This is a genomic window from Planctomycetota bacterium, from assembly GCA_039182125.1.
GTDB lineage: Bacteria > Planctomycetota > Phycisphaerae > Tepidisphaerales > Tepidisphaeraceae > JBCDCH01.
In genome coordinates this window covers 15,551-40,818 of record JBCDCH010000002.1, presented here as the reverse complement: position 1 = coordinate 40,818, position 25,268 = coordinate 15,551, and the positions used below count along the sequence as shown (strand labels likewise).

At 63.2% G+C, this 25,268-nt stretch carries 25 protein-coding genes; 20 read left to right on the top strand and 5 right to left on the bottom strand.

The window, feature by feature from the left end; genetic code table 11:
• The first annotated feature begins 9 nt into the window (after positions 1 to 9).
• Both AAGD32_00735 and AAGD32_00730 read left to right on the top strand, forming a co-directional pair.
• Positions 10 to 630, top strand: coding sequence for an NADH-quinone oxidoreductase subunit C (locus AAGD32_00735; protein ID MEM8872758.1), 621 nt, complete (start codon positions 10 to 12; stop codon positions 628 to 630).
• 59 nt (positions 631 to 689) lie between these two features.
• The gene (locus tag AAGD32_00730; GenBank protein ID MEM8872757.1) at positions 690 to 1,052 is read left to right on the top strand and encodes a hypothetical protein; all 363 of its coding nucleotides are present in this window, start codon (positions 690 to 692) and stop codon (positions 1,050 to 1,052) included.
• Between the two features lie 10 nt (positions 1,053 to 1,062).
• Here the strand turns inward: AAGD32_00730 and AAGD32_00725 are convergent, their stop codons facing one another.
• On the bottom strand, positions 1,063 to 2,457 hold the full coding sequence (locus tag AAGD32_00725) for a protein kinase (protein ID MEM8872756.1): 1,395 nt from the start codon (positions 2,455 to 2,457) through the stop codon (positions 1,063 to 1,065).
• An 82-nt stretch (positions 2,458 to 2,539) separates the two neighbouring features.
• Here AAGD32_00725 and nadB point away from each other — a divergent pair, with 82 nt between their 5' ends.
• The 7 genes from nadB to AAGD32_00690 all read left to right on the top strand — a co-directional run bounded on the left by nadB (position 2,540) and on the right by AAGD32_00690 (position 9,652).
• Complete coding sequence (gene nadB, locus AAGD32_00720; protein ID MEM8872755.1) at positions 2,540 to 4,180, top strand: L-aspartate oxidase; 1,641 nt, start codon at positions 2,540 to 2,542, stop codon at positions 4,178 to 4,180.
• A 46-nt stretch (positions 4,181 to 4,226) separates the two neighbouring features.
• The gene (locus AAGD32_00715) at positions 4,227 to 5,021 is read left to right on the top strand and encodes an ATP-binding protein (protein ID MEM8872754.1); all 795 of its coding nucleotides are present in this window, start codon (positions 4,227 to 4,229) and stop codon (positions 5,019 to 5,021) included.
• Between the two features lie 59 nt (positions 5,022 to 5,080).
• Complete coding sequence (locus AAGD32_00710) at positions 5,081 to 6,673, top strand: HlyD family efflux transporter periplasmic adaptor subunit (GenBank protein MEM8872753.1); 1,593 nt, start codon at positions 5,081 to 5,083, stop codon at positions 6,671 to 6,673.
• Positions 6,674 to 6,801: 128 nt separating this feature from the next.
• On the top strand, positions 6,802 to 7,275 hold the full coding sequence (locus AAGD32_00705) for a hypothetical protein (GenBank protein ID MEM8872752.1): 474 nt from the start codon (positions 6,802 to 6,804) through the stop codon (positions 7,273 to 7,275).
• Between the two features lie 239 nt (positions 7,276 to 7,514).
• A complete protein-coding gene (locus AAGD32_00700) occupies positions 7,515 to 7,757 on the top strand; it encodes a lipid-A-disaccharide synthase N-terminal domain-containing protein (protein ID MEM8872751.1) in 243 nt (80 codons plus the stop codon).
• A gap of 432 nt (positions 7,758 to 8,189) precedes the next feature.
• The gene (locus tag AAGD32_00695; protein ID MEM8872750.1) at positions 8,190 to 9,239 is read left to right on the top strand and encodes a hypothetical protein; all 1,050 of its coding nucleotides are present in this window, start codon (positions 8,190 to 8,192) and stop codon (positions 9,237 to 9,239) included.
• Positions 9,236 to 9,652 carry a hypothetical protein gene (locus AAGD32_00690; GenBank protein MEM8872749.1) on the top strand — a complete coding sequence of 139 codons (417 nt, stop codon included), beginning with the start codon at positions 9,236 to 9,238 and terminating at the stop codon, positions 9,650 to 9,652. The genes AAGD32_00695 and AAGD32_00690 overlap by 4 nt, the downstream gene beginning before the upstream one ends.
• Here AAGD32_00690 and AAGD32_00685 read toward each other — a convergent pair.
• Positions 9,639 to 10,829: a glycosyltransferase gene (locus tag AAGD32_00685; GenBank protein MEM8872748.1), complete on the bottom strand. Its 1,191-nt coding sequence runs from the start codon at positions 10,827 to 10,829 to the stop codon at positions 9,639 to 9,641. The two genes, AAGD32_00690 and AAGD32_00685, sit on opposite strands and share 14 nt — an antisense overlap.
• A gap of 90 nt (positions 10,830 to 10,919) precedes the next feature.
• Here AAGD32_00685 and AAGD32_00680 point away from each other — a divergent pair, with 90 nt between their 5' ends.
• Entirely contained in the window at positions 10,920 to 12,047 is a 1,128-nt protein-coding gene (locus tag AAGD32_00680) for a glycosyltransferase family 4 protein (protein MEM8872747.1), read from the top strand.
• Here AAGD32_00680 and AAGD32_00675 read toward each other — a convergent pair.
• Positions 12,037 to 13,314 carry a hypothetical protein gene (locus AAGD32_00675; protein MEM8872746.1) on the bottom strand — a complete coding sequence of 426 codons (1,278 nt, stop codon included), beginning with the start codon at positions 13,312 to 13,314 and terminating at the stop codon, positions 12,037 to 12,039. The two genes, AAGD32_00680 and AAGD32_00675, sit on opposite strands and share 11 nt — an antisense overlap.
• A gap of 338 nt (positions 13,315 to 13,652) precedes the next feature.
• Here AAGD32_00675 and AAGD32_00670 point away from each other — a divergent pair, with 338 nt between their 5' ends.
• Positions 13,653 to 14,834: a glycosyltransferase family 4 protein gene (locus AAGD32_00670; GenBank protein MEM8872745.1), complete on the top strand. Its 1,182-nt coding sequence runs from the start codon at positions 13,653 to 13,655 to the stop codon at positions 14,832 to 14,834.
• Here AAGD32_00670 and AAGD32_00665 read toward each other — a convergent pair.
• Positions 14,831 to 15,955 (bottom strand): polysaccharide pyruvyl transferase family protein, encoded by a 1,125-nt coding sequence (locus AAGD32_00665; GenBank protein MEM8872744.1) that lies wholly within the window; start codon positions 15,953 to 15,955, stop codon positions 14,831 to 14,833. The two genes, AAGD32_00670 and AAGD32_00665, sit on opposite strands and share 4 nt — an antisense overlap.
• 99 nt (positions 15,956 to 16,054) lie before the next feature.
• Here AAGD32_00665 and AAGD32_00660 point away from each other — a divergent pair, with 99 nt between their 5' ends.
• From AAGD32_00660 to AAGD32_00650, 3 genes are read left to right on the top strand one after another with little or no spacing between them, the layout of a single operon-like run.
• Positions 16,055 to 17,593: an oligosaccharide flippase family protein gene (locus AAGD32_00660; GenBank protein MEM8872743.1), complete on the top strand. Its 1,539-nt coding sequence runs from the start codon at positions 16,055 to 16,057 to the stop codon at positions 17,591 to 17,593.
• A gap of 49 nt (positions 17,594 to 17,642) precedes the next feature.
• The gene (locus AAGD32_00655) at positions 17,643 to 19,658 is read left to right on the top strand and encodes a VWA domain-containing protein (protein ID MEM8872742.1); all 2,016 of its coding nucleotides are present in this window, start codon (positions 17,643 to 17,645) and stop codon (positions 19,656 to 19,658) included.
• 59 nt (positions 19,659 to 19,717) lie between these two features.
• Positions 19,718 to 20,077, top strand: coding sequence for a hypothetical protein (locus AAGD32_00650; GenBank protein ID MEM8872741.1), 360 nt, complete (start codon positions 19,718 to 19,720; stop codon positions 20,075 to 20,077).
• Positions 20,078 to 20,081: 4 nt separating this feature from the next.
• Here AAGD32_00650 and AAGD32_00645 read toward each other — a convergent pair whose 3' ends face one another.
• Entirely contained in the window at positions 20,082 to 20,561 is a 480-nt protein-coding gene (locus tag AAGD32_00645; GenBank protein MEM8872740.1) for a hypothetical protein, read from the bottom strand.
• A gap of 21 nt (positions 20,562 to 20,582) precedes the next feature.
• Here AAGD32_00645 and AAGD32_00640 point away from each other — a divergent pair, with 21 nt between their 5' ends.
• From AAGD32_00640 to AAGD32_00615, 6 genes are all read left to right on the top strand, one after another.
• Positions 20,583 to 21,377, top strand: coding sequence for a hypothetical protein (locus tag AAGD32_00640; GenBank protein MEM8872739.1), 795 nt, complete (start codon positions 20,583 to 20,585; stop codon positions 21,375 to 21,377).
• A gap of 166 nt (positions 21,378 to 21,543) precedes the next feature.
• Positions 21,544 to 21,786, top strand: a complete 243-nt coding sequence (locus AAGD32_00635) for a hypothetical protein (protein ID MEM8872738.1) — start codon at positions 21,544 to 21,546, stop codon at positions 21,784 to 21,786.
• Positions 21,783 to 22,547, top strand: coding sequence for a flagellar hook-basal body protein (locus AAGD32_00630; GenBank protein MEM8872737.1), 765 nt, complete (start codon positions 21,783 to 21,785; stop codon positions 22,545 to 22,547). Before AAGD32_00635 ends, AAGD32_00630 begins: the two co-directional genes overlap by 4 nt.
• A 43-nt stretch (positions 22,548 to 22,590) precedes the next feature.
• Positions 22,591 to 23,406, top strand: a complete 816-nt coding sequence (flgG, locus tag AAGD32_00625) for a flagellar basal-body rod protein FlgG (GenBank protein MEM8872736.1) — start codon at positions 22,591 to 22,593, stop codon at positions 23,404 to 23,406.
• Between the two features lie 10 nt (positions 23,407 to 23,416).
• Positions 23,417 to 24,460, top strand: coding sequence for a flagellar basal body P-ring formation chaperone FlgA (gene flgA, locus AAGD32_00620; GenBank protein ID MEM8872735.1), 1,044 nt, complete (start codon positions 23,417 to 23,419; stop codon positions 24,458 to 24,460).
• A 6-nt stretch (positions 24,461 to 24,466) separates the two neighbouring features.
• Entirely contained in the window at positions 24,467 to 25,246 is a 780-nt protein-coding gene (locus tag AAGD32_00615; protein ID MEM8872734.1) for a flagellar basal body L-ring protein FlgH, read from the top strand.
• The last annotated feature ends 22 nt before the right edge of the window (positions 25,247 to 25,268 follow it).

Below are 25,268 nucleotides of genomic sequence, written 5' to 3'. Positions count from 1 at the left end.
ATCACGGCGATGTCCGATGAAGCCGCCACCGCGACCGTTAGCAAGCCGAAGATCGACCACCCCGCGATCGAGCCGCTCAAGCGGCAGTTCCCGGAGATCAAGTTCCTAGCCAAGGACTTCCGCGGCATGGTCTCGCTGGTGACCCCTCGCGAGAAGATCGTGGAGGTCTGTGCCTACCTGCGTGATGATCCGAACCTGCGGTACGACCACCTCACCGAGGTCAACGGTGCGGATTACCTGGGCTTTTCACAGAAGACGCCGGGGCGGTTTGCGGTGACGTACGGGCTGACGAGCATCCCGCACAACAACCGGCTCTGGCTCAAGGTGTTCCTCAACCCCGAGCGCGACACCGTGCCAGACTCCGACGCCAACGGCTTCCGTGACGAGAACGCGCTGGAGCAAGGCGATCCGGGTCTCGTGGTTCCCAGCGTTTGCGGCGTCTGGCCCGGTGGCGAGTGGATGGAGCGCGAGGTCTACGACATGTTCGGCGTCATCTTCGAGGGCCACCCGGATCTGCGCCGCATCATGAGCTGGAACGGTTTCGGTAACTTCCCGCTCCGCAAGGACTACCCGCTACGCGGCGTTGGTGAACGCGAAGGTTACAAGATCGTCACCCGCGAAACGGCCTAGCTCGTCGCACTTCAAAACTCGGCGCGATCGTGCATGATGTGGCAATGAGATTTCTGCCCATGCTGCTATTGTTGGCGTTGCTCGGTTGCGAAGCGAGCTTGCCGGTGACCGAGGAAAGTGTCGAGGGGACCTGGACCGCGTCGTACGACCATGTTCCCTTGACGTTGGTGCTCAACGCGGACAAGACGTTCGAGTTCGATACCGGCAACCCGACCGGTAAACCCGGCGCGGCTTGGGCGTTTAGCGAGTGGGGTGCGTTGCCGTCGTTCGGCACATGGCGCCTCACCAGCGGCGATGAGCCGGAGCTGGTCTGGATGATCGATGGCGGGCTTGCCGACAGCGCGTTCGTCCGGAACGTGGGTGACACGAGTCTCACGTTGCAGTTTGACGGCAAGCCGAACGTGGTGTTTACCAAGAAGTGACCGACACCGGCTACGGGCCGATCAGCACGCCGTTGTTGATGCCGCCGTGACCGTCGCCGGCGTCGAGGCTGGGGTCGGCGTCCGGGTCATTGATCCAGCGATCGCCGTTGACGACAAACTTGTACATGTGCATGCCCGGCTCAAGGGGTACGACGACCGACCAGGTGTCGTCGCCGTTCGGGTCCGTCAACGGCGTTGCCGACTCATCCCAGCCGTTGAAATCCCCGGCGACATGCACGGTGTCGGGCTTGTTCGCCCAGGCGCTCACGTCGAGCGTGAACGTGTGCCGGGTGGTTTGAGCTACGGCGTCGTTGGTCGGCGTGCGATCGGCTGCGCTGTCGCTGCTCCTTGCGTTGGTGTCTTCGGTGGCTTCGCCATCGCCGCCGATGAACGGAAGAATCACAAGCAGCAGGACGACCAACGCTCCGATGCCGACCGCGATCGGACCGACCTTCTTCCAATCCACACCGCCGATCGCCGTGCCAGCTTTGTTGACGGGGACCGTGTAGACACGCAAAGCCGTGGCAAACTCGCCGGCCGTTTGGAATCGCGTGCCAGGGTCTTTCGAGAGCGCTTTGGCGATCACGTCGGCCAAGCCCGGATCAATCTCAGGCCGGACGCCGCGGACATCGAGCGGCGGCTGGTCGACTTGTGCTTTGAGCACGGCCGCGCGGGTTTCCCCCTCAACGATGTGACGACCGGTCAGCAGGTACACGAGCGTCGCGGCAAGAGAGTAAATGTCGGCGCGGGCATCACCCTCGGAGCCACGAACGATTTCAGGGGCGATGTAGAACGGCGTACCGCCTTGTTTGGAAGCATGAAGCGGATCGGAGACGTCGCCGCCGTGGGCGAGGCCGAAGTCGGCGACCTTGCACCGGCCGTTGCGTCCGAGCAGGAGGTTGGCCGGCTTGATGTCGCGGTGGACGATGCCGCAGTCGTGGCCCAGTTGCAGCGCGTCGGCCGCCTCGGCGCAGAGCGTGCAAGCTCGCACCACGTCCATCGGCCCGGCGGTCTTGACCAGCGCGTGCGTGCTGCCGCCCTCGGCCAGCTCCATCGCGATGTAGAAGATGCCCTTGGTCTCGCCGACCTCATAAATCTGCGTGACGTTCGGGTGCTCGATCGCGGCGGCGGCGCGAGCTTCGGTGAGCAAACGTTCTAACGGAACGATGCCGCGTTGCTTGGAGTTGATATTGATGCACTTGAGCGCGACCCGCCGGCGTAGCTGCGTGTCTTCCGCTTCGAACACCTGGCCCCAAGCGCCTTTGCCCAGAACGGAAATCACGCGGAACCGGCCGATTCGTTTGCCGAGCCACCGCGGCAACTTGGACGACGACGCATCGGGACTCGAGTTCGAGTCGCTCGGGTCGTCCCGTTGCCAAGTCGGTTCGTCCTCTGCGTTGTTCACGAGACTCCTCTTTCGTGTCCCCGGCCGCTTTCGATTCTCCACGATCTTCGGCTCGACGCAACGGGTTCGATATGCTTGACGAATGTCGCTGTATGACGAGCGCCGGTACCTGGTTCCGTTTCATGCCCCGAAGTTGCCGCAACAGGTGGCCGACGTGCTGGTCGTCGGCGGGGGTGTGGCGGGGTTGCGGGCGGCGATCGCGGCGGCCGATGCGGGTGCCGAGGTGTTGCTGCTGACCAAGGACACGATCGCCGAGAGCAACACGTGGTACGCACAGGGCGGGATCGCCGCCGTGCTCGACACCGAGCATGATTCGCCCGAAGCCCACGCCGCCGACACCCTCGCGGTCGGAGCAGGACTGTGTGACGAGGCGGCGGTCAGGTTCGTCGTCGAGCAGGGCCCCAAGCAGGTGTTGGAACTTCTCAAGTGGGGTGCGAACTTCGACAAGGGGCCGGCCGGCGAACTCAGCATGACCCTCGAAGCGGGCCACAGCTTCGCCCGCATCCTCCACGCCTTCGGCGATGCCACCGGGCGCGAGTTGTCCAACGTTCAGATCCGTGCCGTACTCGGCCGCGACGGCATTCGCGTGCTCGAAGGGGCGTTCGTGGTTGACGTACTCACCGACGAGAGCGGTCGGTGCGTCGGCGTATTGGCGCAGATCGACGGCAAGCTCCACGCGGTCTGGGCACGGCGCACGATCCTCTCGACCGGCGGGACGGGCATGCTCTACCGCGAGACGACCAACCCAAACATCGCCACTGCGGATGGACATGCCGCGGCATGGCGGGCCGGGGCGGCGCTGCTCGACATGGAGATGGTGCAGTTCCACCCGACGACGCTTTACGTCGCCGGTGCCGGGCGGTCACTCATCACCGAGGCCGTTCGTGGCGAAGGGGCGTACCTGATCGACCGCCACGGCCATCGCTTCATGCCCGACGTTCACCGCGATGCCGAACTCGCCCCGCGTGATGTCGTTGCACGCGCCATCGTCGACCAGATTCGCAAGACCGAGTTCACCCACGTCTACCTCGACGTGCGCCACTTGGATTGGGCCCACTTCTCGTGCCGTTTCCCGGGATTGATCCAGCTTTGCGACGACTTCGACATCGATCCGAAGACCGATCCCATCCCGGTGCATCCCTCGGCGCACTACATGATCGGCGGGCTCGAGGTCGATGAGATCGGGCAGACCTCCGTCGAGGCGTTGTACGCCGCCGGGGAATGCACCTGCACTGGTCTGCACGGGGCGAACCGATTGGCGAGCAACTCGCTGCTCGAAGGACTAGCGTACGGCGAAGCCTGCGGCCGCGAAGCGGGAGAGCGTGCGCTGTGCGACAAGCTCCGTTTCCCGATGAAACTGAGCCACGACGTACCGCACTCGGAGCGGACCCAGCTCGACATTACCGACGTGCGCAGCAGCCTGCGGAGTTTGATGTGGCGCAACGCCGGGATCGAGCGGACAGGCGACCGTCTTGATGAGACCCGCGAGATCATCGGGTTCTGGGGCCGGTACATCATGGACAAGGTGTTCGACGACGCCGACGGGTTGCGGCTGCAAAACATGCTGACGATCGCCCGGCTCATCGTGAAGGCCGCCGCGGCACGGACCGAGAGTCGTGGTGCGCACTATCGCATGGACCACCCTGATCGCGACGACGCGCACTGGCGGCTGCGCCAACGCTGGGTCCGGGGCGAGGAACCGACGAACGTGCCTGTCCGATAACGTCCGCGCATGCACACATCGCGTCGCGGATGCCGACTAACCCAGAGTGCCCACCGAGACGATGCCCCCGACCGCCGAGCAGTTGCTCGAGCGCCTTGACGATGCGGAGCGTCAGTTGAATCAGCTCCAGGACGCGTTGGTCGAGAGCCAGCGACTGGCCGCGATCGGGACCGTCGCGGCCGCCGTGGCGCACGAGTTCAACAACCTGCTCACCCCGATGATCAGCTACAGCCAGTTCGCGCTCTCGGGCTTGGAGAAGGGCGAGCCGGACATGGTCATGATCGAGAAGGCCTTGCGGCGGGGAGCGACGAATGCCGAGAAAGCCGGGCGGATTTGTTCGAGCATGCTCAACCTCTCCCGCGGCTCACGCGGCGGGTCGGCGGACTTGCAAGAGATCATCGACGAAGTGCTTGCCGTGCTGGCGCGGGATCCGAGCAAGGACGGGATCGCCTTGCGGGTGCAAGTGCCGCCGGGGGTGAAGCTCCGTTGCGATGCGGTGCAGGCCGAGCAGGTTCTGCTGAACTTGCTCATCAATGCCAAGCAGGCGATGGAATCGACCGGTGGCGGACGGCTGACGGTCACGGCGGAACTCGAAGAAGACGCGTTCGTGGTGGTTCGGGTGGCCGACACCGGGCCGGGCATCGATCCCAAGCACCACGAGCGGGTATTCGAGCCGTTTTTCACGACGAAATCGACCGGTGGCCCCGACAAACAGCGTGGCACCGGATTGGGCCTTGCCATCTGCCGGCGATTGGTGCAAAACAACGGTGGCACGATTTCAGTCGAGTCCGAGCTGGGACGTGGTACCACATTTGCTATACGACTGCCTGCCGCAGCTTGAATACGAGAATCCCTCGCAGGATTGAAACATTTAAAACGCTGGCGGCGTACATTGAAGACATGGACCGACGCCCAGAAACCCAACCGCCCCCGAAGTCGGCCCGCAAACCCAAACGCCGCTGGGTTCCCCTGGCGGCGGGCGTGACGGTGGTCGCGCTGCTCGGCGGCGGCATGGCTGCTGCCGTGGCGATGAATGGGTCGGGCGAAGTCATCGACGCCGTTACCTACGAGCCGGTCGTACGCATGGACCTCGACATCACGGTCCGCAAGGACGGCGAGCTCCAGTCGGTCAACAGCACCGAAGTCGTTTCCCGTCTCGAAGGTAACAACACGATCGTCGAACTCGTCGAGGAAGGCACGTTCGTGCGAGCCGGCGACCTTCTCGTTCGGCTCGACAGCTCCGGCATCGAGCGTGAGTTTCAGGAAACCGAGCTTGAACTTCAAGGCGCGGAAAATGATCTGATCAACGCGACCGAGCAGCTCGAGATCGAGAAAGAGAAAGTCGAGGCGGACATCGAAGCGGCCACGGTCGCGTTGACGCTTGCCGAGATGGACCTTCGGCAGTACGAGCAGGGCGTCTACCCACAGCTTGAGTCCAACGCTCGGACCGCCGTTGAGATGGCGAAGATTGATCTTCGTAATGCCGAGGAAGAACTACTCCAGACCCAGCAGCTTTTCTCCAAGAACTTCGCCACCGGCTCGGACGTCAAGAGGCGGGAGTTGACCCTCATTCGTGCCCGCAACGCGCTCGAAAAGGCCCAGACCGACTACGACGTGCTCACCGAGTACACGCATCCGAAGGATCTGACCAGCAAGCGGAACGTGCTGGCCCAGCGGAAACAGCAACTCGCCCGTGTGCAACGTCAGGGCAAAGCCAACATCAGCCGTAACCAAGCCAATGTGAAGTCCCGCGAGCTTCGTCTGCTCAACCGGCAAGAACGGATGGATTGGTGCGAACAACAGTTGGCCGCGTCGGAGATTCGCGCGCCGATCGCAGGTCTGGTCGTGTACGGTGCTGCGGGCAACCAGCGTGAACAGGATCAGATCACCGAAGGTGCCAGTGTCCGCGAGCGGCAGACGATCATTCGCCTGCCCGACACGCAGTCGATGAAGGCGGTCGTCAAGATCAGCGAGAGCCGGGTCGGCATGATCGAACTCGACCAGAGTGCGACGCTCATGCTCAACTCCGGCGGTGATCCCATTGACGCGACCGTCAGCAGCATCTCCGTTGTCGCCGACAGCAACCAACGATGGTTCAACCCGGACGTACGTGAGTACCCGGTCGAACTTTTGATGGCCGACACGCCCGAAGGTCTGAAGCCCGGGATGAAGGTCAACGCGGAGATTTTCATCGACCGTCGCGAGGATGTGATCGCGGTGCCGCTGGGCGCGGTGTACACGGTCGGCTCGCAGCGGTTTGTGTTCAAGCGCGGCGACGACGGTCGGCCCGTACCGGTCGAGGTCGAGGTTGCGGCGTCGAGCACGACCCATGCCGAGATTGTCTCCGGCGTCGACGTGGGCGACGAGGTGGTTCTTTTACAGGTCGGTCAAGGACGCGATCTGCTGGAAGCCGCCGGCATCGACCCGGTCCGTGAGCAGCAACAAAATGCCCGGGACGCGGCCGACAAACCGGCCGATGATGCGGGTGTCTGAATCATGATGGATTTGATCCGAGATCGGCGGGTGTTGTCCTTGACAACTTGCCGCGACAGGGCCGATGCTTGTGTACAACCACAGCGGTCCGGAACAGCACAGCAGGAGATGACGACGTGACCTCGTTGATGAGTGAACCTGAAACCGACGTGAAAGTGCCGACCGGCAACCGACGTTGGTACAGCTATAGCTTCGACCGCGAGACTTTCGCGGGGCGTTTTGCGTCTCGGGACGAGGCGTTACGCGGTGCGCAGGATCTGCTCCGTGACCGGACCGAGATGCCGGAGGCGATTTACGTCGCACGTCGTATCCCGGTCGATCTGTTCGAACGCGGCCACGGCAAGGAACTCGTCGAGAGCATCCGTCATCAGGCCCGATCCAACGGCGGTGACGTCAGCTACATCAAGCATCTCGATCCGGATGATCTCGACGACCTCGACGCGGCCATCGCGCGTTGCATCCGTGAGTGGGCCAAGCGGCGTGAATTGACACCGGATGTCGAGCACTTCGAAGCCGTCAGCGAGCACCCCGCGCCGCTGGTCACGCACGTCGACCAGCCCGAGACCGACGAGGTCGGCCCGCTCGGCCCGGATCGCTCGTGAATCCTTCACGGCTCGCGATTTTCCTACTGCTGTTGTCCATTGCCGCCGCACCGGTGCGTATGTCGGACCGTATCGGCACGCTCCAGGTCGAGCGCGATGCCGATGGTTCCCCGGTCTTCGTGACCGATGCCGGTGTCCGTCTCACGGCCGACGAGTTTGCCGCGGAGCTTGAGCGCCGTGATCGTGGTCGGCACTGGTGGCAAACCGTCTTCGATGTTACGGCACCGGCCGGTCTACTCATGGTCGGACTCGGCCTTTTCGGCCAAGTACTCTTCACCGGCCGCATGCTCGTGCAGTGGCTCGTCAGCGAAAAGCAAAAACGGTCCACCGTTCCGGTCGTGTTCTGGTGGATGAGCTTGGGCGGGGCGTCGTTGCTGTTGATTTACTTCGTCTGGCGCCGCGACATCGTCGGTGTTCTCGGCCAGGGCACCGGCTGGGGTATCTACGCGCGAAACCTGTGGCTCATCCATAAGGCCAAGTGATCCACCAAAGTACACGCCGCCGACCGGTTGGGTCAGCGGCGTGCGATGGGAAGGGGGGAGATCAAAGTGCCGGGAGCGGGAGAAAGAGGGGGGGGCTTTCTCCGGTCCAGTTGCCCCCGGCACACACCGATGCGAGGCGTTCAAACCAGCCATCGATTTTTCACAACGCATCACAGCTGAGGAGCAGGCGGGGCGACGCGGGTCGTGGGCTCCTTCTCGCGTTGCACCACAAGATAGGTCTCTCGGTGACAAACGGACACCAGCCTGTTTTGGTCATTAGTCTTTCGTTTGTCTGCTGTCAGTATCTCGAGCGATGCGCTGCATCCAAAAATCGCGGACACTTGGCCGTCAGGCAGGTGTGTAACATCAATGCGTCTAGCGCATGACGAGAAGTCGAGTCGTTACTTTCATTGATATTGAACGGAGAACACGATGAACGGAACAAGTGAACGCGTGCGTGGTGCGGTTAAGGCTGTTGGCCTGACGGCGTTGCTGTGTTTTGTTGGCATGGGCGGCCCGGTGGCGCTGGCCGAGACGACGCGCGAGCAGCCATCGGCGGCGGAACTTGCCGAGCGTGCGGCCGAAGCCGCCGAGCGTGCCGAGCAAGCCGCCAAAGAAGCCCGTCGCGCGGCCGAAGCTGCCCGTCGTGCCGCTGGCCAGGAAGTCGAAGCGCCCGAGCCGCCGGCATCCGATGCCGAGAAGTTCATCAAGTTCAACGATCGCGGCAACGGCGGCGAGTTGCAGACCTCCATCGTCACTTACCGCAACGCCGACGGCGTCACTGTTGACCTCATCGGGGCCGTTCACATCGGTGACCGCGCTTACTTCGAGACGCTCAACGATCGGTTCCCCGCGTACGACAGTCTGTTGTACGAGTTGGTGCTTCCCGAGGGAGCCGCGCCGCCGCGGGCGGGTGGTCAACGGCAGTTCGATCTGGACGCGTCGATGATCGGTAACCTGCAGGTACTCATGAAGCAAGCACTCGAGCTCGACTTCCAGCTCGACCGCATCGACTACCACAAGCCCAACTTCGTCCACGCCGACCTTGATGCGGCCACGTTCACCCGCCTCCAACAGGATCGCAACGAGACATTCCTCGATCTGTTCATCAAGGCGATGCTGAACCCGCCGACGCAGGAAGAGATGGCACAGATGGAGCAGCTCGACTTCATGGAACTTCTCCAGGCGATGCAAGCGCCCGACCGCGCCCGCCAGCTGAAACTGCTTTTCGCCAAGCAGATGCGCCAGATGGATCAGATGACCCGCCTGTTCGACGGGCCCAACGGAAGTGTCATCATTCACGAGCGGAACAACGTCGCGTTCGAGGTGCTCGACAAGCAGATTGACGCCGGCGATAAGCACCTCGGCGTCTTCTACGGCGCGGCCCACTTGCCGCACATGGAAGAACTCCTGATAGAGCGCGGGTTCGAGCAGGTCGGCGAGCCCGAGTACATCACCGCATGGGACATGACCGCCCGATGAGCCAAACAACGATCCCCGCCGATCCGGTCAATCCGCCGCGTCGCGTGCATTGGTTGTTTTCTCGAATCCTCGCCGGATTTGCCGTGTTCAGTGTCTTCAGCGGCTCGGGGTTGATCTTCCTCACCGAGGGACACCCCGATGCGTTCGGCTGGCAGTTCGTGATTTGGGGGCTCATCGACCTGGTTTTCGCCGCCACGGGCTTACGTGCGATCGGCCCGATGGACGACGCCGAGCGGGCAAAACTCGTCGACGCGTTGAGCTTCAGCATCAAGGTGCTTAATCCGATCTGGATCATCAGTGGCGTCGTGCTGCTCGCCTTCGGGCTCTGGGGGCACGGCTTGGGCGTGTTGATCCAGGGCGGATTCCTCACCGCGTTCGACCCGATCTTTCGCAGCCGTCTCAGGGCCGCTTGATCACGTCGCGATAGAGTTGGAGATATTGACCCGCGATGTTGATGGGTTCGAGGTTGGCTTCGACCCACGCGCGGCCTTGTTGGCCGAGTTCGCTAAGGGCCGGCCGGTCTGACAACAGTTGGCCAGCCACTTCGGCGATCCGGTCGGCGTCGACGGTTTCGAGCACGCTCGCACCGGCTGCTTCGAGCTCCTGCCAGATGTCCACGCCACGCGTCGTGAGCACCGGCGTCCCGCATAGCAGTGCTTCGGGCAGCACAAGCCCGAAGTTCTCGCTGATCGACGGCAACACGAACAGGTCGGCCGCGGCATAAAGTGACCGAAGCGTCTCCCCGCGTACGAACCCTAGGAAGTGGACCGAATTCCGCAGGTCGAGGTCGTCGACGCGTTGGCGAAGATCCACTTCGGTGTGTTCAACGTCGGCACCGGCGATGGCAACATGGGCGTCGATGCCGGTCGCGTGGAGTTTCGGCAGCGCTTCGATGAGCAAGTGGATTCGTTTGACCGGGTGCATCCGGCCCGCGAAGAGCAGAATCGGCGCGTCGGCAGGCACATCGGCGAGGAGCTCCCGCCGCGCAGGCGTCGGATCGGGTACCGGCCCGAACAGCGTGTCGTCGATGGCCAGCGGGATGACTCGAAAGTGATCGTCCGGCAGGTCGACGGTCGATCGCAGGTTGCGTCGTGCCTGTTGGCGTTCTTGTGCGGCCGTGACATGAACGCCAGACGACCCGCCGAAGTGTCGTTTGCCGAGCAGCTTCAGGAAGATCTTCTTCTTCCACGCGCGGTGCGCGACGGCCCAATCGTTGAGCATCCCGTGGGCCGAAATCACCCACGGCGTGTCGGTTTTGATGCCGACCTTCGAAGCTCGCGCGACCTTCGGGTCCCAGACGCCGTGCAGGTGCATCACATGGGCGTCGTCGGCCAGCGTTTCGAGTGACACACCGTCGCGTCCGAGGTGAACCAGTCGAAACCGGTTGGTGTCCAACTCGTCCCATGCCGGCGGCGGCGTCTCGAAGTCGAAGCAACCCACCGTGATCTTTACCGATGCGTCCGCTCGCATCAGCACCGGCACGAGATCCGACACCATTTTCATGACCCCGCCGCGATGGGGGAGTAGGTGCGGCACGACTTGGAGCACGTGCAACGAAGGATCGAACGAGGGATCGGTCGGCCGAGTCACGTTCGGAGTATCGACCACCGCACACCCCACGGCAAGGCGAACGGGCGTTGGTGGTTTGCATCGTCGACGGCGATGTTGGATGCTCCGTTTGTGACGGCTTCCGACCCGATCAAAACCATCCTTTGCCAACCCGCACTGGCCAAGTACCGCATTCCCGTGTTTCGCGCGCTGGCCGAGCGTGACGGGATCGACCTCGACGTCTGGTATAGCGCGGTGCGGGGGTTGAGCAATGTCGAGCCGGACGGATTTCGTGGCCGGCCGGTGTCGACCTGGCGTTTGCCCAAGTTGCCGTTGCGTTGGGAGCCGGCCAACTGGGCGGCGGCGGGATCGAATGCGGACGTCATCGTGATGTCGTGGAATGCCAATGACTTGGCGCTCAAACCTGCGCTAGGTCGAGCTCGCCGTCATGGTGTGGGCACGGTGCTGTGGGGTCACGGTTACTCCAAGCGCGAAACGCCGTTTCGAAAACGTCGCCGCGATGCGTTGGGCAAGCGTGCGGACGCGGTGGTGCTCTATGACCGCGCGACCGCTGACAAACTCATCGCGGACGGATACGACGCCGGCCGTGTCTTCGTTGCGGCCAACACACTCGACGGCGCTCCGATGGAAGCCGCCCGCGCGGCGGTCGATGATGGCGGGACGTCGGTACGCGCCGAGCACGAACTTGGGGATGCGCCGGTGTTGCTGTTCGTCAGCCGTGTATCGCCGAAGTCGCGGCTCGATCTGTTGCTACAAGCACTTACGGAGTTGCCTGCGGCAAAGCTGCTTGTTGTCGGTGGGGGGGATGCGATGCCGTTGCGTGCCGAAGCTGATCGGCTCGGTGTGGGTGACCGCGTCGTGTGGGTCGGTCCGGTCTACGACGAGCGTCGGCTGGCCCACTACTTCGCCGCGGCGGACGTGTTCGTCTACCCGGCGATGATCGGCCTGAGTCTGATCCATGCGATGAGCTACGGCTTGCCCGTCGTGACCGCCGCCGCCGTCGAGAGGCAAAACCCTGAGATCATCGCGTTGGTCGAAGGCGAGACCGGGCTGACTTACCGCGACGGCGATGCGGGCGATCTGGCCGTCAAGATCAGGAGCCTCCTCGACGACGAAGCACTACGCCAACGCATGTCTGACGCGGCGATTCGGCGCGTTCGTTCCGAGTTCTCTCTCTCGAACATGGTCGACGGCTTGGAAGCTGCGATCCGCAAAGCCGCGGTGAGCGTTAGCCGTTGAGGTTGGGCAGTGCGACATCGGGCAGGTACCCGTAGTCGTAGTTTTCGTCGGTGACCTGTTGAGTCGCGGCGGCTGGAACATAGTTCATCTCCAGCCGGCCAAGCATGACGGCGAAGGCCAGTGTCGTGTGAGCCGAGAGCAACGTGCCTTGCTTGAACGAGAGAATCACCTCGAAGAAGAACATCGCACCGAGCACCGCAACAACGCCTCGTGCTTCGGGATAGTCTTTGACGACAGGCCAAAGCCGGTAGATGCTCCGAGCAACGAAAAATACCACGAGCCACAGGATCGCAAAGCCGATGATGCCGAGCTCACCCAGCGCTTCGACGAGGACGATGTGCGGGTAGAAGCCGATGATTGTCGGGTCATAGCTGGCCGCGTAGCCGAGCCCGAACACCCACGCCAACGGGCCGGCATCGACCCACGCACTGAGTAGGTCGGCCGACATGCGAACGCGCGAACTTCCGTACACCTCGATCATGCGCTCGGCCGACCACCGCTCGGACCCGCCGACCATGTAGTCGATGAGGAAGTTGGCCAGAATGGCCACGAACCCGATGGCGACGATGGTGCCGAAAAACCCACGCCAAGATGCGATGCGTCGGCTCAAGGGAATGAACGACAGCCCCGCGATGAGCATGGCGAAGACCTGTCCGCGCGTGTTCGACTTGAGCGCGACGTAGAACCCGAGTGCGACGACACCCCAGCGTGCCAGCTGCCAGAAGCGGTTGATACCAGTGAAGTTGAGCAGCACGACGATCATCGCCACGTTGCCGGCGAGCGTGGCCACCGCCAGTGGCGAGCCGACGTCGCGTGTCCGGGTACCGAAGCTCACGCTGCCCTGGAACGTCATGCCCCGTCCGTCCCAATCGGTGGTCGTGATGGCGAGCAGGACCAAGGCGGTGCCGAGAAACAGCAACGTCATCGCGCTGGCGTGGACGTCTTCGAATTTCGACACCGCGAACGGCATCAGCAGGCCGAACGCGATGAAGTACGGTAATGTGTCGATGATGCGACTCTGAGCTCCGCTGTACGGACTCCAGATCACGCTGACGATCGCGTAAACCAGCAGCGCCAGCACGGCCCAGCCCACCGGCGGAAACGGCTTGAAAAGCTGGTCGCGTCGGATCGCCCTCACGCCCAACGCCAACACGATCAGCATGCCGACGGCAACGTTGGTGAACTTCGTATTGGCAACGAAGAAAGAGTCTTGGGTCTGCACCCATTGTTCGAGCACATAGGTGCATAGCAGAATGCCGACCGCCACCGCCGGGCGTTTGAAAATCCACAACGCTCCGCCCGCAATGACGATGACGAAAACTACTCTGGCGATGATGGCGTCGATCTCACACCTCCGGGGGCGATGCCGGCCTTAAGTCTCGATGATGTCCGATAAAACGGAACATTGGCATTTCCACGGCGTTTGCCGCACAGGGAACCACATGATACACCACAAACCGGCGATTCCATCATCGGAAGTTGCCCGGAACTTCCGAACGAACGGGCATTCGCATGACGGCCACTGAACAATCAACGATCGACCAGCTGCCAAGTGGCCATCGGGCCTCCGGCCCGCCCGACCATCATGCATCGACGCTCCGGGTGGTGCTCTGGAGTACGAAAGGGGCCGGCTTGCACTACGGCGGGCCCGGCACGAGTGCATTTCGGCTCTACACCGCAGGACAGCAGGCTTATCCCGATGCCGTCCGGCTTACGCTCGTTCACGCCTATCCGACGCAAACCCGGCAGGCGCTGTTTCACGAGGAATACGAACTGCCGACCTTCGGTACGCGACTGGGCCAGTTGCGGTTCATTCGGGCCGGCAAACGTTGGGTCCGCGAACACATCAAGAACTACGACGTGATGCACGCTTTGAGCGGCTATCACATCGCGCTAGCGCCGGCTTTGACCGCCGAGCGGATGGGTGTGCCAGCATGCGTCAAGCCTTTGACGCACAATGCCGATTTCCGCGTGAAGGGAACGTTGCATCACCGACTGTTCCGCTCGGCCGAGCGTCGGCGTGAAGCGCTCAACGGGCTTTCGGCGGTCATTTGCATCAGCCGGTCGATCGTCGACGAGTGTCTGGGGTTTGGTGTGGATCCCGAGCGTGTCGCGTGGATTCCCAACGGCTGCGATACCGAGCGGTTTCGGCCGGTCGACGCCGACGGTCGCCGGGCGGCCCGGGAGGCGCTGGCGTTACCGGACCGGCCCACCTTGCTGATTTCTGGCACGATCTTGCATCGCAAGCGGGCGGATCTCGTCATCGGCGCGATCGACCTGCTCAAGCAGCGCGGTATCGATGCACAGGCCGTCCTCCTTGGGCCCGAGAGCGATGCCGAATATTGCAAAGGCCTTCGCGCGCAGGTTGCGGCAGCAGACATCGGCGATCTGGTGCATTTCGTCGGTTTCCACGAAGACCCCGCTCCGTTCTACGCTGCAGCCGACCTGTTTTGCCTGCCCAGTCACGCCGAGGGCATGCCCAACGCGATGCTCGAGGCAATGGCGTGCGGTGTGCCGAGCATCGGTACGCGAATCAGTGGGATTACTGACCTGATCACCGACGGCGTCACCGGCCGATTCGTCGACTTCGATGCCGCCGACATCGCCGACGCGGCGGCGGGGTACTTACAAAACAACGAAACATGGCAAGCAGCCTCGGCCGCTTGCCGAACGTTGATCGAGACGGACTACAGCGCGACCGCCACGTTCCAGCGACACTTGCACCTGTTTCGCAACATGATGACCGGCAAGCCCGCAGCGGACGCCGGCATGAAGTTCGACGCCTAGCCGACGCTGCGAATCACTTCGTCGGCAACTTCGAAGTTTCGTCGGGCCAAGCGGGGGAGCTCCACACGTGCGTCGACATCTTCGCTGGCCAACTGTGGGTCGTCGTCGAGAAGCATGCGTACCCAAGTGCGGACTTTGTCGAGGTCTTCGTCGAGATTCTGTTGAAAGTCGAGCCGGCCGATCTGCCGGTAGAAGCGGCGGGTTTTGCCGTGGGCCGAGAGCCCACACGTCGGCGTACCCATCGCCCACGACACGATCCCGACGTGCAGCTTGCTCGTGATCACCATGTTGAACCGACGGAGCAGTTCGACGAACTTCCAGATGTGTCGCTCGGCGATGATCTTGCCGCCCGGTATGTGGTGTTCGTTATGGAACTGCCGGATCGTGTCATCGTTGCCGTCGAAGCCGTGATCGAAAAGCCAATAGACCTCCACGTCATCACGTCCGCGAAGTTCGTCACCGACGAGCTCGAGAATTCGCTGGTAGGCGTCGGGGTGCGAACCACGCAACGGGAGATGCATCGCAATCCGCTTGCGATCAGATTCGCGCTGGACCTGTTCGTCGGTCGCGTCATCGATTCCCGCAGGGATCTGGTCAGGTGTGAGCGACATGACGATGTCGGCGGTTACTTCCATCCGGTCGCGGTCGACGCCGATGGACGCGAGTAGGTCGGCACTTTCCTGATCACGCGGACAGATGGCCGTCGCACCTTTGAGGATGCGGCGTATTCGCCGAGGCGCGGCACCTGCAAGGCTCGGTCCCGCACCCACGCCTACCACGGCGTACGGCACTCCACGCAGTTGCCAGATATGGGCCGGTACCGAGTATCGCAGCAGTCGGCGGATCGCGGATTTGGATTCCGATGCCACGAGGTAGCCGCCGCCACCTAAGACAGCGACATCGGTCGAGAACGCGGTACGCGGACCCTTGCCGATGTCGACTGTCTCGACGCCGAAGTGATGGTGATCTTCGACGGGCGGAAACAGGTCGGTCGGCCGTTGGTGATGGGTTCGGTTTACATGTCTTGCGAGCAGGTCAAGCAGCAGCAGGTCGCCAAAGTTGCCGGTGTGGTAGCAGCCGTGGAGGTGGATGCGTTTGGATGGGGTCGGCTGAGCGTTCATGCGGTCGGGTGTGGGCCATCGAGGGTATCGGCCAGTTTGCCCGAGGGACGATTTGCTCCGGGCGGTTTGTTCATGGGCAGGGGTTGATACAGTCCGCTCGTGTCCGATTCAACCGCCGGCCCGACCGATTCCGCCGGCAAAACCTATGGCCAGACCGCCATTCGCGGTGCGAAGTTCGCAGCCGTGGCAGCGATCCTCTCGCGGCTCCTCTCGCTCGGTAGCCAGATCGTGCTCGGCGTTCTGCTCCTGCCCGAGGACTTTACGTTGTGGGCATTGGTGCTCGGCTGCGTTGCGATTTTTGCGGTGTTGCGTGAGTCGTCGATACACCGTGTCCTCATCGCCCGCAAGAAGGAGTTCGACCGCCTGGCCCGGCCGGCGCTGTACTTGGTTGTCGGGTCGAACCTGCTCGCCATCACACTCATTGGTGCGCTGAGCCCGGTGTTCGCCAGCTACTACGAGCAGCCCAAGCTCAGGGACCTGCTTTTACTGATGTGCTGCGCGATGTTTGTCGGACTTGGTAACTCCGTTTATCAGGTGAAGGTATCGCTCGATCTGCACTTTGGGTTCATAGCCAAGACGACGACGATCGTGAACTTCGTTCGAGCGCTGACCATGATTGCGGTGGCGGCGGTGTGGGCGTCGCCGGCGTGTTTCATCGTGGGGTACGGCGCGTCGCTTTTCGTCGAGGCGGTGATGTATCGTCACCGTGCTGGCAAGCTCCCACCGACGACCGAGCCAGTACTCGGCCCGATGATCGAGATCCTCCGCGATGGTGGCTGGGTCATGCTCGGGGCAATCGCCACGGCGCTGATCATGCAAGGCGACTTCCTTGTGATCGGCCGGATGACGACCGACGATGAGCAGTTGCTCGGCTTCTACACGTTTGGTTTCCAACTCTCGATCGCGTTCGCGTCCATGCTCATTGGGAGTCTTGGCCGGGTTCTTGCTCCGACGTTCAGCCACATCATCGACGATCAGCCTCGATTGGAAAAGGGTGTCGAGCGTTCGTTCCGTTTGCTGACGTTGCTTTCAGCTCTGTCGGGATGTTTGCTGGCCGTATCGGCGGCGCCGGGGCTCACGTTGGTCTGGGGCGAGAAGTGGCAAGCCGCCATCATTGTCGTCCAGGCGTTGTCGTTCGCGACGGCAACCCGGTCGATTTCGGTCATCGGCAACTCGCTACTCGAAGCGCGGGGCCGATGGATCATCCGAACAGCCATCCTGTCCGCCGACGCCATTGGGACCTTGTTGGTCGCCTACATCGGCTGCCGGCTCGGTGGCTTGACCAACATCGCGCTGTGCGTCGGCGGCTATCGGTGGCTCGTGGGCATCATCGCGACGACCGTGTCGCTTCGGGCAATGGGGATGTCGCCGATGATTTTCTATCGGGGAGCGAGTGGCCCGCTCGCGATCACCGGAATCGCGGCGGCACTAACGCTGACCCTCGATTACCAGTTCATGGCGGAACTGCCCGCGGCCGTACGGCTCGCCGTGGTCGTTGCGGTCTTCGGCGGACTTGCCGTCGGGGCGTTTGCCGTGTTCATGCCGGCCCGACTCAAGGAACTGGTCCAGGTCGTCGGCCGGGGTAAGAAGAAACCCGTCGCCGAGGACGATCGCAACTCCGAGCCGGTTGAAGCATGATCGGTTTGGGCGACGCTGCCCGAGTCGGTAGCATCGGTCGGGCACGCTTATGTTTCCGCAGTTCCTGAACTTCACCACCGCCGCCATCGCCGCCGCCGTGGCGGTGCCGTTGTTGCTCATCCTGTACTTCCTCAAGCTCCGTCGGCAGCCGGCTTATGTGTCGTCGACGCTGCTGTGGAAGAAGGCCGTGCAGGACCTGCAGGTCAACAGCCCGTTCCAACGGCTGCGGCGAAACCTGCTGTTGCTCTTGCAACTGCTGCTGCTGTTCCTGCTGCTCTTCGCGCTGAGTCGGCCGGTGAGCAACGTGCGGGCCACGGCGGGGGACAAGTCCGTCATCCTCATCGACCGCTCGGCCAGTATGAACGCCAACGACGGCGAGACAGGCAGCCGGCTCGACGATGCGAAGGACCAGGCGCTGGCGCTGGTCGACACGATGGGCCGGGGCGACGTCGCGATGGTGATCGCGTTCGATGACACGGCGGAGATCCTCCAGCCGTTCACCGCCGACGCTGGGGCACTGCGGGCGGCGATCCGCGGCATCGAGCCGACCGACCGCTTCACCAATCTTGAGCCGGCGTACAAACTGGCCGACGCGCAGATGGCGTTCGATCCGGACAACCTTCGGTCGGATCTGACACCGATTGATGTGTTCCTCTATTCCGACGGCAACGCCGGCGATGGCCAGGAACTCTCGCTCCAGGGCAACCTCCGCTACACCGCTCTGGGCAAGGACGACTCGCCCAACCTCGGCATCGTCGCGCTCGATGCCCGGCGGAACTTCGATCGGCCGACCGAGGTGCAGGTCTTCGCTCGCCTGGCCAACTTCGGCCCCGAGAAGTCGACCGCCAACGTCCGCATGAGCGTCTCCACGCTCAACTCAGAGAACCCCGCCGAGGACAACTGGCAGACCCGCGACATCGACGGCAACCTATATGTTTATCCGGCATCTCTCGATGGCGAAGCGCTGCAAGCAGCCATCGACGAGGAGGGCACGCCGCAGCGCGATGCGGTGGAGTTCACGCTGGACCTGACCACCGCCGCGACGATCCGGCTGGAGCTGATCAACAATGACGGCGATGTCCTCTCCGCCGACGATCAGGCGTACGTGTTCGTCCCGCCGCCGCGGCCGCTCAACGTGTTGGTCGTGACCGACGGCAATTACTTCCTGGAGAAAGCCCTCGCCGCGCTCAACATCGAGGAGCCGACTTACATCGGGCTTGCCGAGTATGCCCCCGACGGCGTGCTCGATTACGACGTGATCTTTTTCGACCGATTCTCACCGCAAGCGTTGCCAGCGTCAGGGAACTTCGTCTTCCTCGGCGGCACGCCGCCGGAAGGATCGGAGCTGATCCAGGCGACCAACGAGAACGGCGAACGGCTTTTCGCGCAGGAGCAACTGGTGCTCGACTGGGACCGCGACAATCCGATGCTCGCGGGACTGAACATGGGCAAGCTGTACGCCGCGGAGACGCCGATGTGGTCGGTGCCGCTGGATGCGACGGTGCTGCTCGAAGGCATCAAGGGGCCGATGCTAGTGCTCCATCGACAGGGCGGTCGGACCACGCTGGTCGGCTTCGACGTGTACGAGTCCAACTGGCCGACCAACGTCACCTTCCCAGTCTTCCTGCACAACGCGATCAAGTTCCTCGCGGTCGGCTCGGACCTGGCCGTGCGGCAGTCGATCCCGCCGGGCACCAACCCGCGCTTGCCACGCAGCAACATCGACCGCGCCGGCAACCCAGACCGCATCACCGTCAACGGCCCGGACGGCGACCTCGACAAGGACGTTCCCGAAGCCGGCGATCTGGTGCTCGATCCGCTGGAAAACGTCGGGCTCTACACGTTGGAGCCGGCCGTGCCGCAGTTTGAACGTCTCGCCGTCAACCTGCTCAGCGCCAGCGAGTCAGCCATCGCGCCCAGCGAACTCCCCCCCGGCGGCGTGGGTGCCACCGTCGAGGGCGGTAGTCGGCTGAGCCGGCTCGAATGGTGGTGGTGGCTCACCGCCGCCGCCGGGCTTTTCCTCATCGTCGAATGGTGGGTGTACACCCGCAAGGTCGCGGCGTGAGAAGGCGTTCGGCCGGACCCGCGAAAGGCGCCGAGCCGCCGCTGACGGTTCGCGACACCATGATCAGATTCGCCGTGACGGCCACGCCGGCTTGGATCATGTTTGCCGTGGTCGGGCTCCTGTACTGGCAGACGACACACAACGGATGGGTGCTCGAGCACGGCCAGGTTGACCAAGGTTCGTTGGTTATGTCGATCGCCCGTTGGCTAACGTTCCTTGCACTGTTTGCCACGTCGTTCGGCGTGCCGCTGGTGGTCGGGCTCTTCACGTTGTTGAAGCCCGCCTTCATCGGTCGGATCGGATTCAAGCCGGCGCTGGTGCTTTACATCGGTGCGTGGTTGTTGGTGGTGCCGGCGTTCTACCTGTTGACCAGACTTCCCGGCGATTACGTCGCTTGGCTCATCGGAACGGCCCGCTGAACCGTCACCGCCACGAAAGCCACGCCACCACGGCCGCCACTTCCAGCAGCAACACCACGACGATCGGCTTCCACCACTTGCTGATCCAACTGCATTCGCCCTTGTCGGCCTTGCGCCGGCTTGGCGGATCAGGTTGCACCAGCTTGAGCGTGGGCGCGTTGTGCTGGACGGCGGCGATGATCAGGTTGGCTTCGAAGATCCGTAGGCCAACCTTCTGAGCGTGGGCCAGAAGTTGCAGGCGGTTGTCGTAAGGCAGGGTGCCTCCGTCGAGCCGCTCGGCGACCATGACGGCGAAGTTGCGGGCCAGGGTCGGTGACGTGGCCAGATGCGGCAGGATGAACTCGACGTCCCGCTCCCCGGCCCGGTCGGCCGGCACCTCGAACTCGCCCCGCAGCCGACGGCGCTCCTGCTCCCGCAGCTTGCGCAGCGCACTCTGTGGTGCATCGGCCTGCGGGTTCTGTGCTATTGGCGACGAACTGACCATGCGGCTACGGTTGCTATCGGCATGAAGCGCTGGATTCGACGCATACTCCTGGTGGTCGCGGTTCTCGGACTGTTCGCGGTCGGGGGGATCGGTGCCGTTTGGTGGGCGTTGGGCAACGAACCGGACTGGTACGCCGAGGCGTTGGAACGTAATCGGACGTCGGCGGCAAGCCCCGACTCGGCGATCATTAACGCGGCAAGTGCGGTCAACCAAGCCCACCGTGCCCGGACGGCGGACGACGCGATCACGCTGACACTCAGCGAAGCGCAACTCAACGGTGCGTTGCAGGGCAAGTCGACGTTCGACGTGGCCAAGGCTTTGACCGACCGCCTCGAGGCCCCGGTCATCGAACTGACCGAGGGGCGGATCACGTTGGCCGGCCGGGCGGTGAAGTTGGACCGTGTCGTGTCGATCACGGCGGAAGTCGCGGTGGAAGACGACCTACTCGTCGGCGAAATCGTCAGCCTCCGCGGCGGCCGTTTGCCGCTGCCGAAGACGTTGCTGGATCAGTACCGTGAGCCCGGCTTGCGCGAGTTGCGCCGGAAAATGCCGCGTTGGGTCCGCGATGCCGAGCTTCAGCCGAACGACCTCGCCAACGACGCAGCGGCGGCTGCGGTGCATGGAAAAGTCGCGCAGGCTTTGTTGGACGAAGCGCCCGTGGACGCGGTGCTGATGCTGCCCGTCGATGAGGGGCGGAGCGGTTGGATGCCGGTGCGGATTGAGTCGATCGAGATCACCGAGCAAGCCGTCACGGTGGTGATGCGCAAGCTGCCGGTCCAGCAGCGTGTCGAGCTCATCGAGTCGTTGACCCAGTGACCTGCTCGGTTCTTCCCGGTGCGCAAATGCTGCGCCCGCTTCCGCAGCAGTTGCGCCTCCGGCATGGTTTATTGATAATCGCGTAAGTGATTGTCGGAGAGCGGTTTGTGGGTGATTGTGCCTGCCATCTTGCAGGTCGTTATCGGCCCTTCCGATAACACCACTCGTGGACGAACGCACCGAATCGAACATCGAAGGCATCCCGGGCTGGGAAGCGCTGAACCTCGGCGAGCGGATTGTCGCCGTGGCGCGTCGGTTGGCTCACGAGGATTTGACCCAACAGCTCGCCGATTGCTGTAAGTCCGGGTTCGAGGACGAGGGCGAACCGGCTGCCGGCCCGTTGTTGCTCTCGATCGCCGTTGCTTCGCGGACGCTTGAGAACGAGCGTGCCAAGCGGGGGGCGGCATGAGCAGCTACGGCACCTATCTCTCGGCGGCCGGCATGACCCACGCTGCCCAGCGGGTCGACCTGATCGCCAACAACCTGGCGAACCTCGAAACCGCAGGCTTCAAGCGGACACTCGCCACGGTCACCGAACGCCGTCCCGCCGATGTCACGGACACGACGGGTCGCAACCGCATCGGCGGTGGCCCGTGGATGGGGCCGACCATTCTCGACCTTTCCCAGGGCGCGTTCGAGCCGACCGGCAACAAACTCGATGTCGCACTGCTCGGCCCCGGTTTCCTGGCGACCTCCGAGGCTGACGGTTCTGATCTGCGTCTCACCCGCGACGGTGGTTTCCAGATCAGCGAGGAAGGCTACCTCACGACCAACAACGCTTTCCCGCGCTTCGTCCTCGATCACGAGGGCAAGCCGATCGATCTCGCCGGTGTGCCGCTGTCCAAGCTGAACATCAACAAGGACGGCTCGATCACCGACGCGAACTCTTACCCCATCGCCCGCATCGGTTTCTTCGAAGTGGACAACCCCGCCGCGCTCCGTCCCGAAGGGGGTAACGAGTTCACCGGCGTCGACGATGTCGCGGACCTGACGCTTTCCTACGGCACCGAGCTACGCGGCGGTTTCGTCGAGCGCGCCAACATCGACCCGACCGTCGAAATGACTCGCATGCTCCTCGCCCAACGTCAACTCGAAGGCAACGCGCGGATGATCCAATATCAGGACACCGCCACCGAGAAGCTCGTGAACACCGTCGGCAAGATCTCCTAATCCAGCGCTTCGAAATCCGAAATTTCAACGAAAAACAAGCAAAATGGCCATCACCGCACTCCATTCCGCCGCGACCGGACTCAAGGGACTGTCGACACAGATCGACGTCATCGCCAACAACCTGGCCAACGCCGAAACGACGGCGTTCAAGCGCAGCCGGGTCAACTTTGAAGACCTGCTCTACGTCGAGAAGCGTGCCCCGGGGGCGCTCAACCGTCAGGGCGACGTCTCGCCCAGTGGCATCTATGTCGGTGCCGGTGTCACCATCAGCAACACGGCGCTGGACCTGACCCAGGGTCCGCTGGAGCCGACCGATCGCGAACTGGACGTCGCCATCGAAGGTGACGGCTTTTTCCGCGTGTCGATTTCCGACGACGTCGGCGACGGCACCGCCTACACCCGCAACGGCAACTTCTTCCGCGCCGCGGACGGTGCGTTAGTTCTGGGTGTCGGTGACGGCTATCGCCTCGAACCCCAGGTGACCGTGCCGGACGACATCGTGCCCAGATCGATCAACATCAGCCAGGATGGCGAGGTGAGCGTGTTGCTCTCTGGTGAAATCACGCCGACGAGTATCGGCCAGATCGAGATCTTCCGTTTCGTCAACCCGCAGGGATTGCGACTTCTCGGTGGTTCTCTCTTCCAGGAAACCGAAGCTTCCGGCTCCGCCATTCGGACACCGCCCAGGGAAAACGGTGCCGGCGAACTGGTCCAGCGTCACCTCGAGTCGTCGAACGTCGACCCGGTCAAGGAACTGGTCACGTTGATCAAAACGCAACGCGCGTTCGAGTTGAACAGTCAGTCGATTCAGACCGCCGACCAGGCGCTGCAGACCATCGGAAACCTGCGTCGTTACTAAGGAATTCGCCATGCGTACACGCATTTTTTGTATCGTTCTTTTGCTTGCCGCGACGATGGCACGGGCCGAGTCGTTCGTTGTCGCAGCCGACGCCGCGTCGGTGGAACTTGCTTCCGAGGTTCGCCTCGTCGGCGACGAAGTCCGTCTGGCGCAGGTCGCGCGTTGGAGCGTGGCCGACGAGCCGATGCTCCGGCCACTTGCCGACATCGTCGTTGCAGACGCGCCGGGGCGGTACCTCGAAGTCACCGCCGACGATGTCCGCAACGCACTTCGCCGGGAAGGCATCGCGCCGTCAAGGCTCCGATTCACCGGTGCGTTGGCCTGCACGGTGACCCGGCTCGACACGACCTACGACGCGGACGCCGCACTGGCCGCCTGGGCCGAACCCGCCGAGGAAACCAAGCCCACCGCGACGCTCAACGATCTTCTGTTGGCCGACTTCGCCCGGCGTATCGGCTTATCCGTCGAACAGGTCAGCGTCGAGTGGGATGCGGGGAAGTCGGCACACATCCTGAAGTTGCCCGCCGCGTTGTTCGATTTCGACATTGCTCTTCGTCGTGGTGGTGGCGTTGGCCCGGTGCGATGGGACGTGACCGTCCGCCACGACGGTCGTAGCGAGACGCACAGCGTTTCCGGCAGGGCCGTCCGGTACGTTGACGTACTCACGCTCCAACGTTCAATCTCCAAAGGCGCAACCATTCAGCCCGACGATCTGATCAGCGAGCGAATCGCCCTGCGTACCGCGGTGAAACGTGACTTTGCGACCGTGGATCAGCTCGCCGGTGTCCTGGCCGATCGTGACCTCGATGCAGGCATCGCGCTCACGGTCGACATGCTCCGGCCGATCCCGTTGGTCGAGCGTGGGCAGTTCGTCAGCGTCTCGGTTCGTAACGGCGGCATCGCCGTCAAGACCGTCGCCAAGGCACTCGAGACGGGCAGTCTCGGCCAGGCCATTCGCGTTCGGGACGAGGCGACTCGTCGCAACTACATCGTGTTCGTCACTGGCCCGCAGGCCGCCGCGGTCGACGATCGTGCCGCCTCGCTCACCGAGTAAATCACCATGCAGAAACCCGCCATCATCCTCGCCGCCGCCATCACCGTTCCGATGTTTGCACAAAGCCAACCGGCCGGTGAGCGTGAAGTACCCGAAGGTTCCGAGACCAACGCCGCGCAGATGCAGCCTCCCGAGCGTGATCCGCGTTTGCCGGACGACGGCGGCTCGCTTCTGCGAACGCAACTCGAAGAGCGCCGCCGGGCACAGCTTGCCGGCGTGGTGGTCGCCGACGAAGCCGCCGCGGTGAGCTTCTTCAACATCGCACCGCCCGAGCCGAAGCTGTTCCGTAAGCACGACCTGGTCACGATCATCGTCCGTGAGTCGAGCAGCCACGAGAGTGAAGGCAGTGCCGAGAGCGAGAAGGAAGCAACTCTCGAAGCCGCGCTCACGCAATTCATTCGTCCGTCGTTCGGTCCGCTCGGGATCGAGAACATGGTGGTCGGCGAGGTGCCCGAGATCGACCTGTCCGGCAGCCGCGAGTTCGAGGGCGAGGGCAGTGTCGAGCGCGAGGACAACTTCGTGACCCGCATCACCGCCGAGGTCATCGACGTCAAGCCCAACGGCAATCTCGTCGTCGCCGCTCGCAAGCGAATCGTCACCGATGACGATGAACAACTGTTCCTGCTCACCGGCATCTGCCGGGCCGAGGACGTCACCGCCGACAACACGATTCTCAGCACCCAGCTTGGCGATTTGGACCTGCGCAAGTTCACCGAGGGCACCGTCCGCGACGCGACCAAGCGTGGTCTGCTGCCACGGTTCACCGACTGGCTCAACCCTTTCTAACGCTGGTCTCCGCTCACGCCCG

Coding starts and splice junctions, on each gene's coding strand:
- AAGD32_00735 (MEM8872758.1), top strand. CDS start 10: ATGTCCGATGAAGCCGCCACCGCGACCGTTAGCAAGCCGAAGATCGAC.
- AAGD32_00730 (MEM8872757.1), top strand. CDS start 690: ATGCTGCTATTGTTGGCGTTGCTCGGTTGCGAAGCGAGCTTGCCGGTG.
- nadB (MEM8872755.1), top strand. CDS start 2,540: ATGTCGCTGTATGACGAGCGCCGGTACCTGGTTCCGTTTCATGCCCCG.
- AAGD32_00710 (MEM8872753.1), top strand. CDS start 5,081: ATGGACCGACGCCCAGAAACCCAACCGCCCCCGAAGTCGGCCCGCAAA.
- AAGD32_00705 (MEM8872752.1), top strand. CDS start 6,802: ATGAGTGAACCTGAAACCGACGTGAAAGTGCCGACCGGCAACCGACGT.
- AAGD32_00700 (MEM8872751.1), top strand. CDS start 7,515: ATGGTCGGACTCGGCCTTTTCGGCCAAGTACTCTTCACCGGCCGCATG.
- AAGD32_00695 (MEM8872750.1), top strand. CDS start 8,190: ATGAACGGAACAAGTGAACGCGTGCGTGGTGCGGTTAAGGCTGTTGGC.
- AAGD32_00690 (MEM8872749.1), top strand. CDS start 9,236: ATGAGCCAAACAACGATCCCCGCCGATCCGGTCAATCCGCCGCGTCGC.
- AAGD32_00665 (MEM8872744.1), bottom strand. CDS start 15,955: ATGAACGCTCAGCCGACCCCATCCAAACGCATCCACCTCCACGGCTGC.
- AAGD32_00655 (MEM8872742.1), top strand. CDS start 17,643: ATGTTTCCGCAGTTCCTGAACTTCACCACCGCCGCCATCGCCGCCGCC.
- AAGD32_00650 (MEM8872741.1), top strand. CDS start 19,718: ATGATCAGATTCGCCGTGACGGCCACGCCGGCTTGGATCATGTTTGCC.
- AAGD32_00645 (MEM8872740.1), bottom strand. CDS start 20,561: ATGGTCAGTTCGTCGCCAATAGCACAGAACCCGCAGGCCGATGCACCA.
- AAGD32_00640 (MEM8872739.1), top strand. CDS start 20,583: ATGAAGCGCTGGATTCGACGCATACTCCTGGTGGTCGCGGTTCTCGGA.
- AAGD32_00630 (MEM8872737.1), top strand. CDS start 21,783: ATGAGCAGCTACGGCACCTATCTCTCGGCGGCCGGCATGACCCACGCT.
- flgG (MEM8872736.1), top strand. CDS start 22,591: ATGGCCATCACCGCACTCCATTCCGCCGCGACCGGACTCAAGGGACTG.
- flgA (MEM8872735.1), top strand. CDS start 23,417: ATGCGTACACGCATTTTTTGTATCGTTCTTTTGCTTGCCGCGACGATG.
- AAGD32_00615 (MEM8872734.1), top strand. CDS start 24,467: ATGCAGAAACCCGCCATCATCCTCGCCGCCGCCATCACCGTTCCGATG.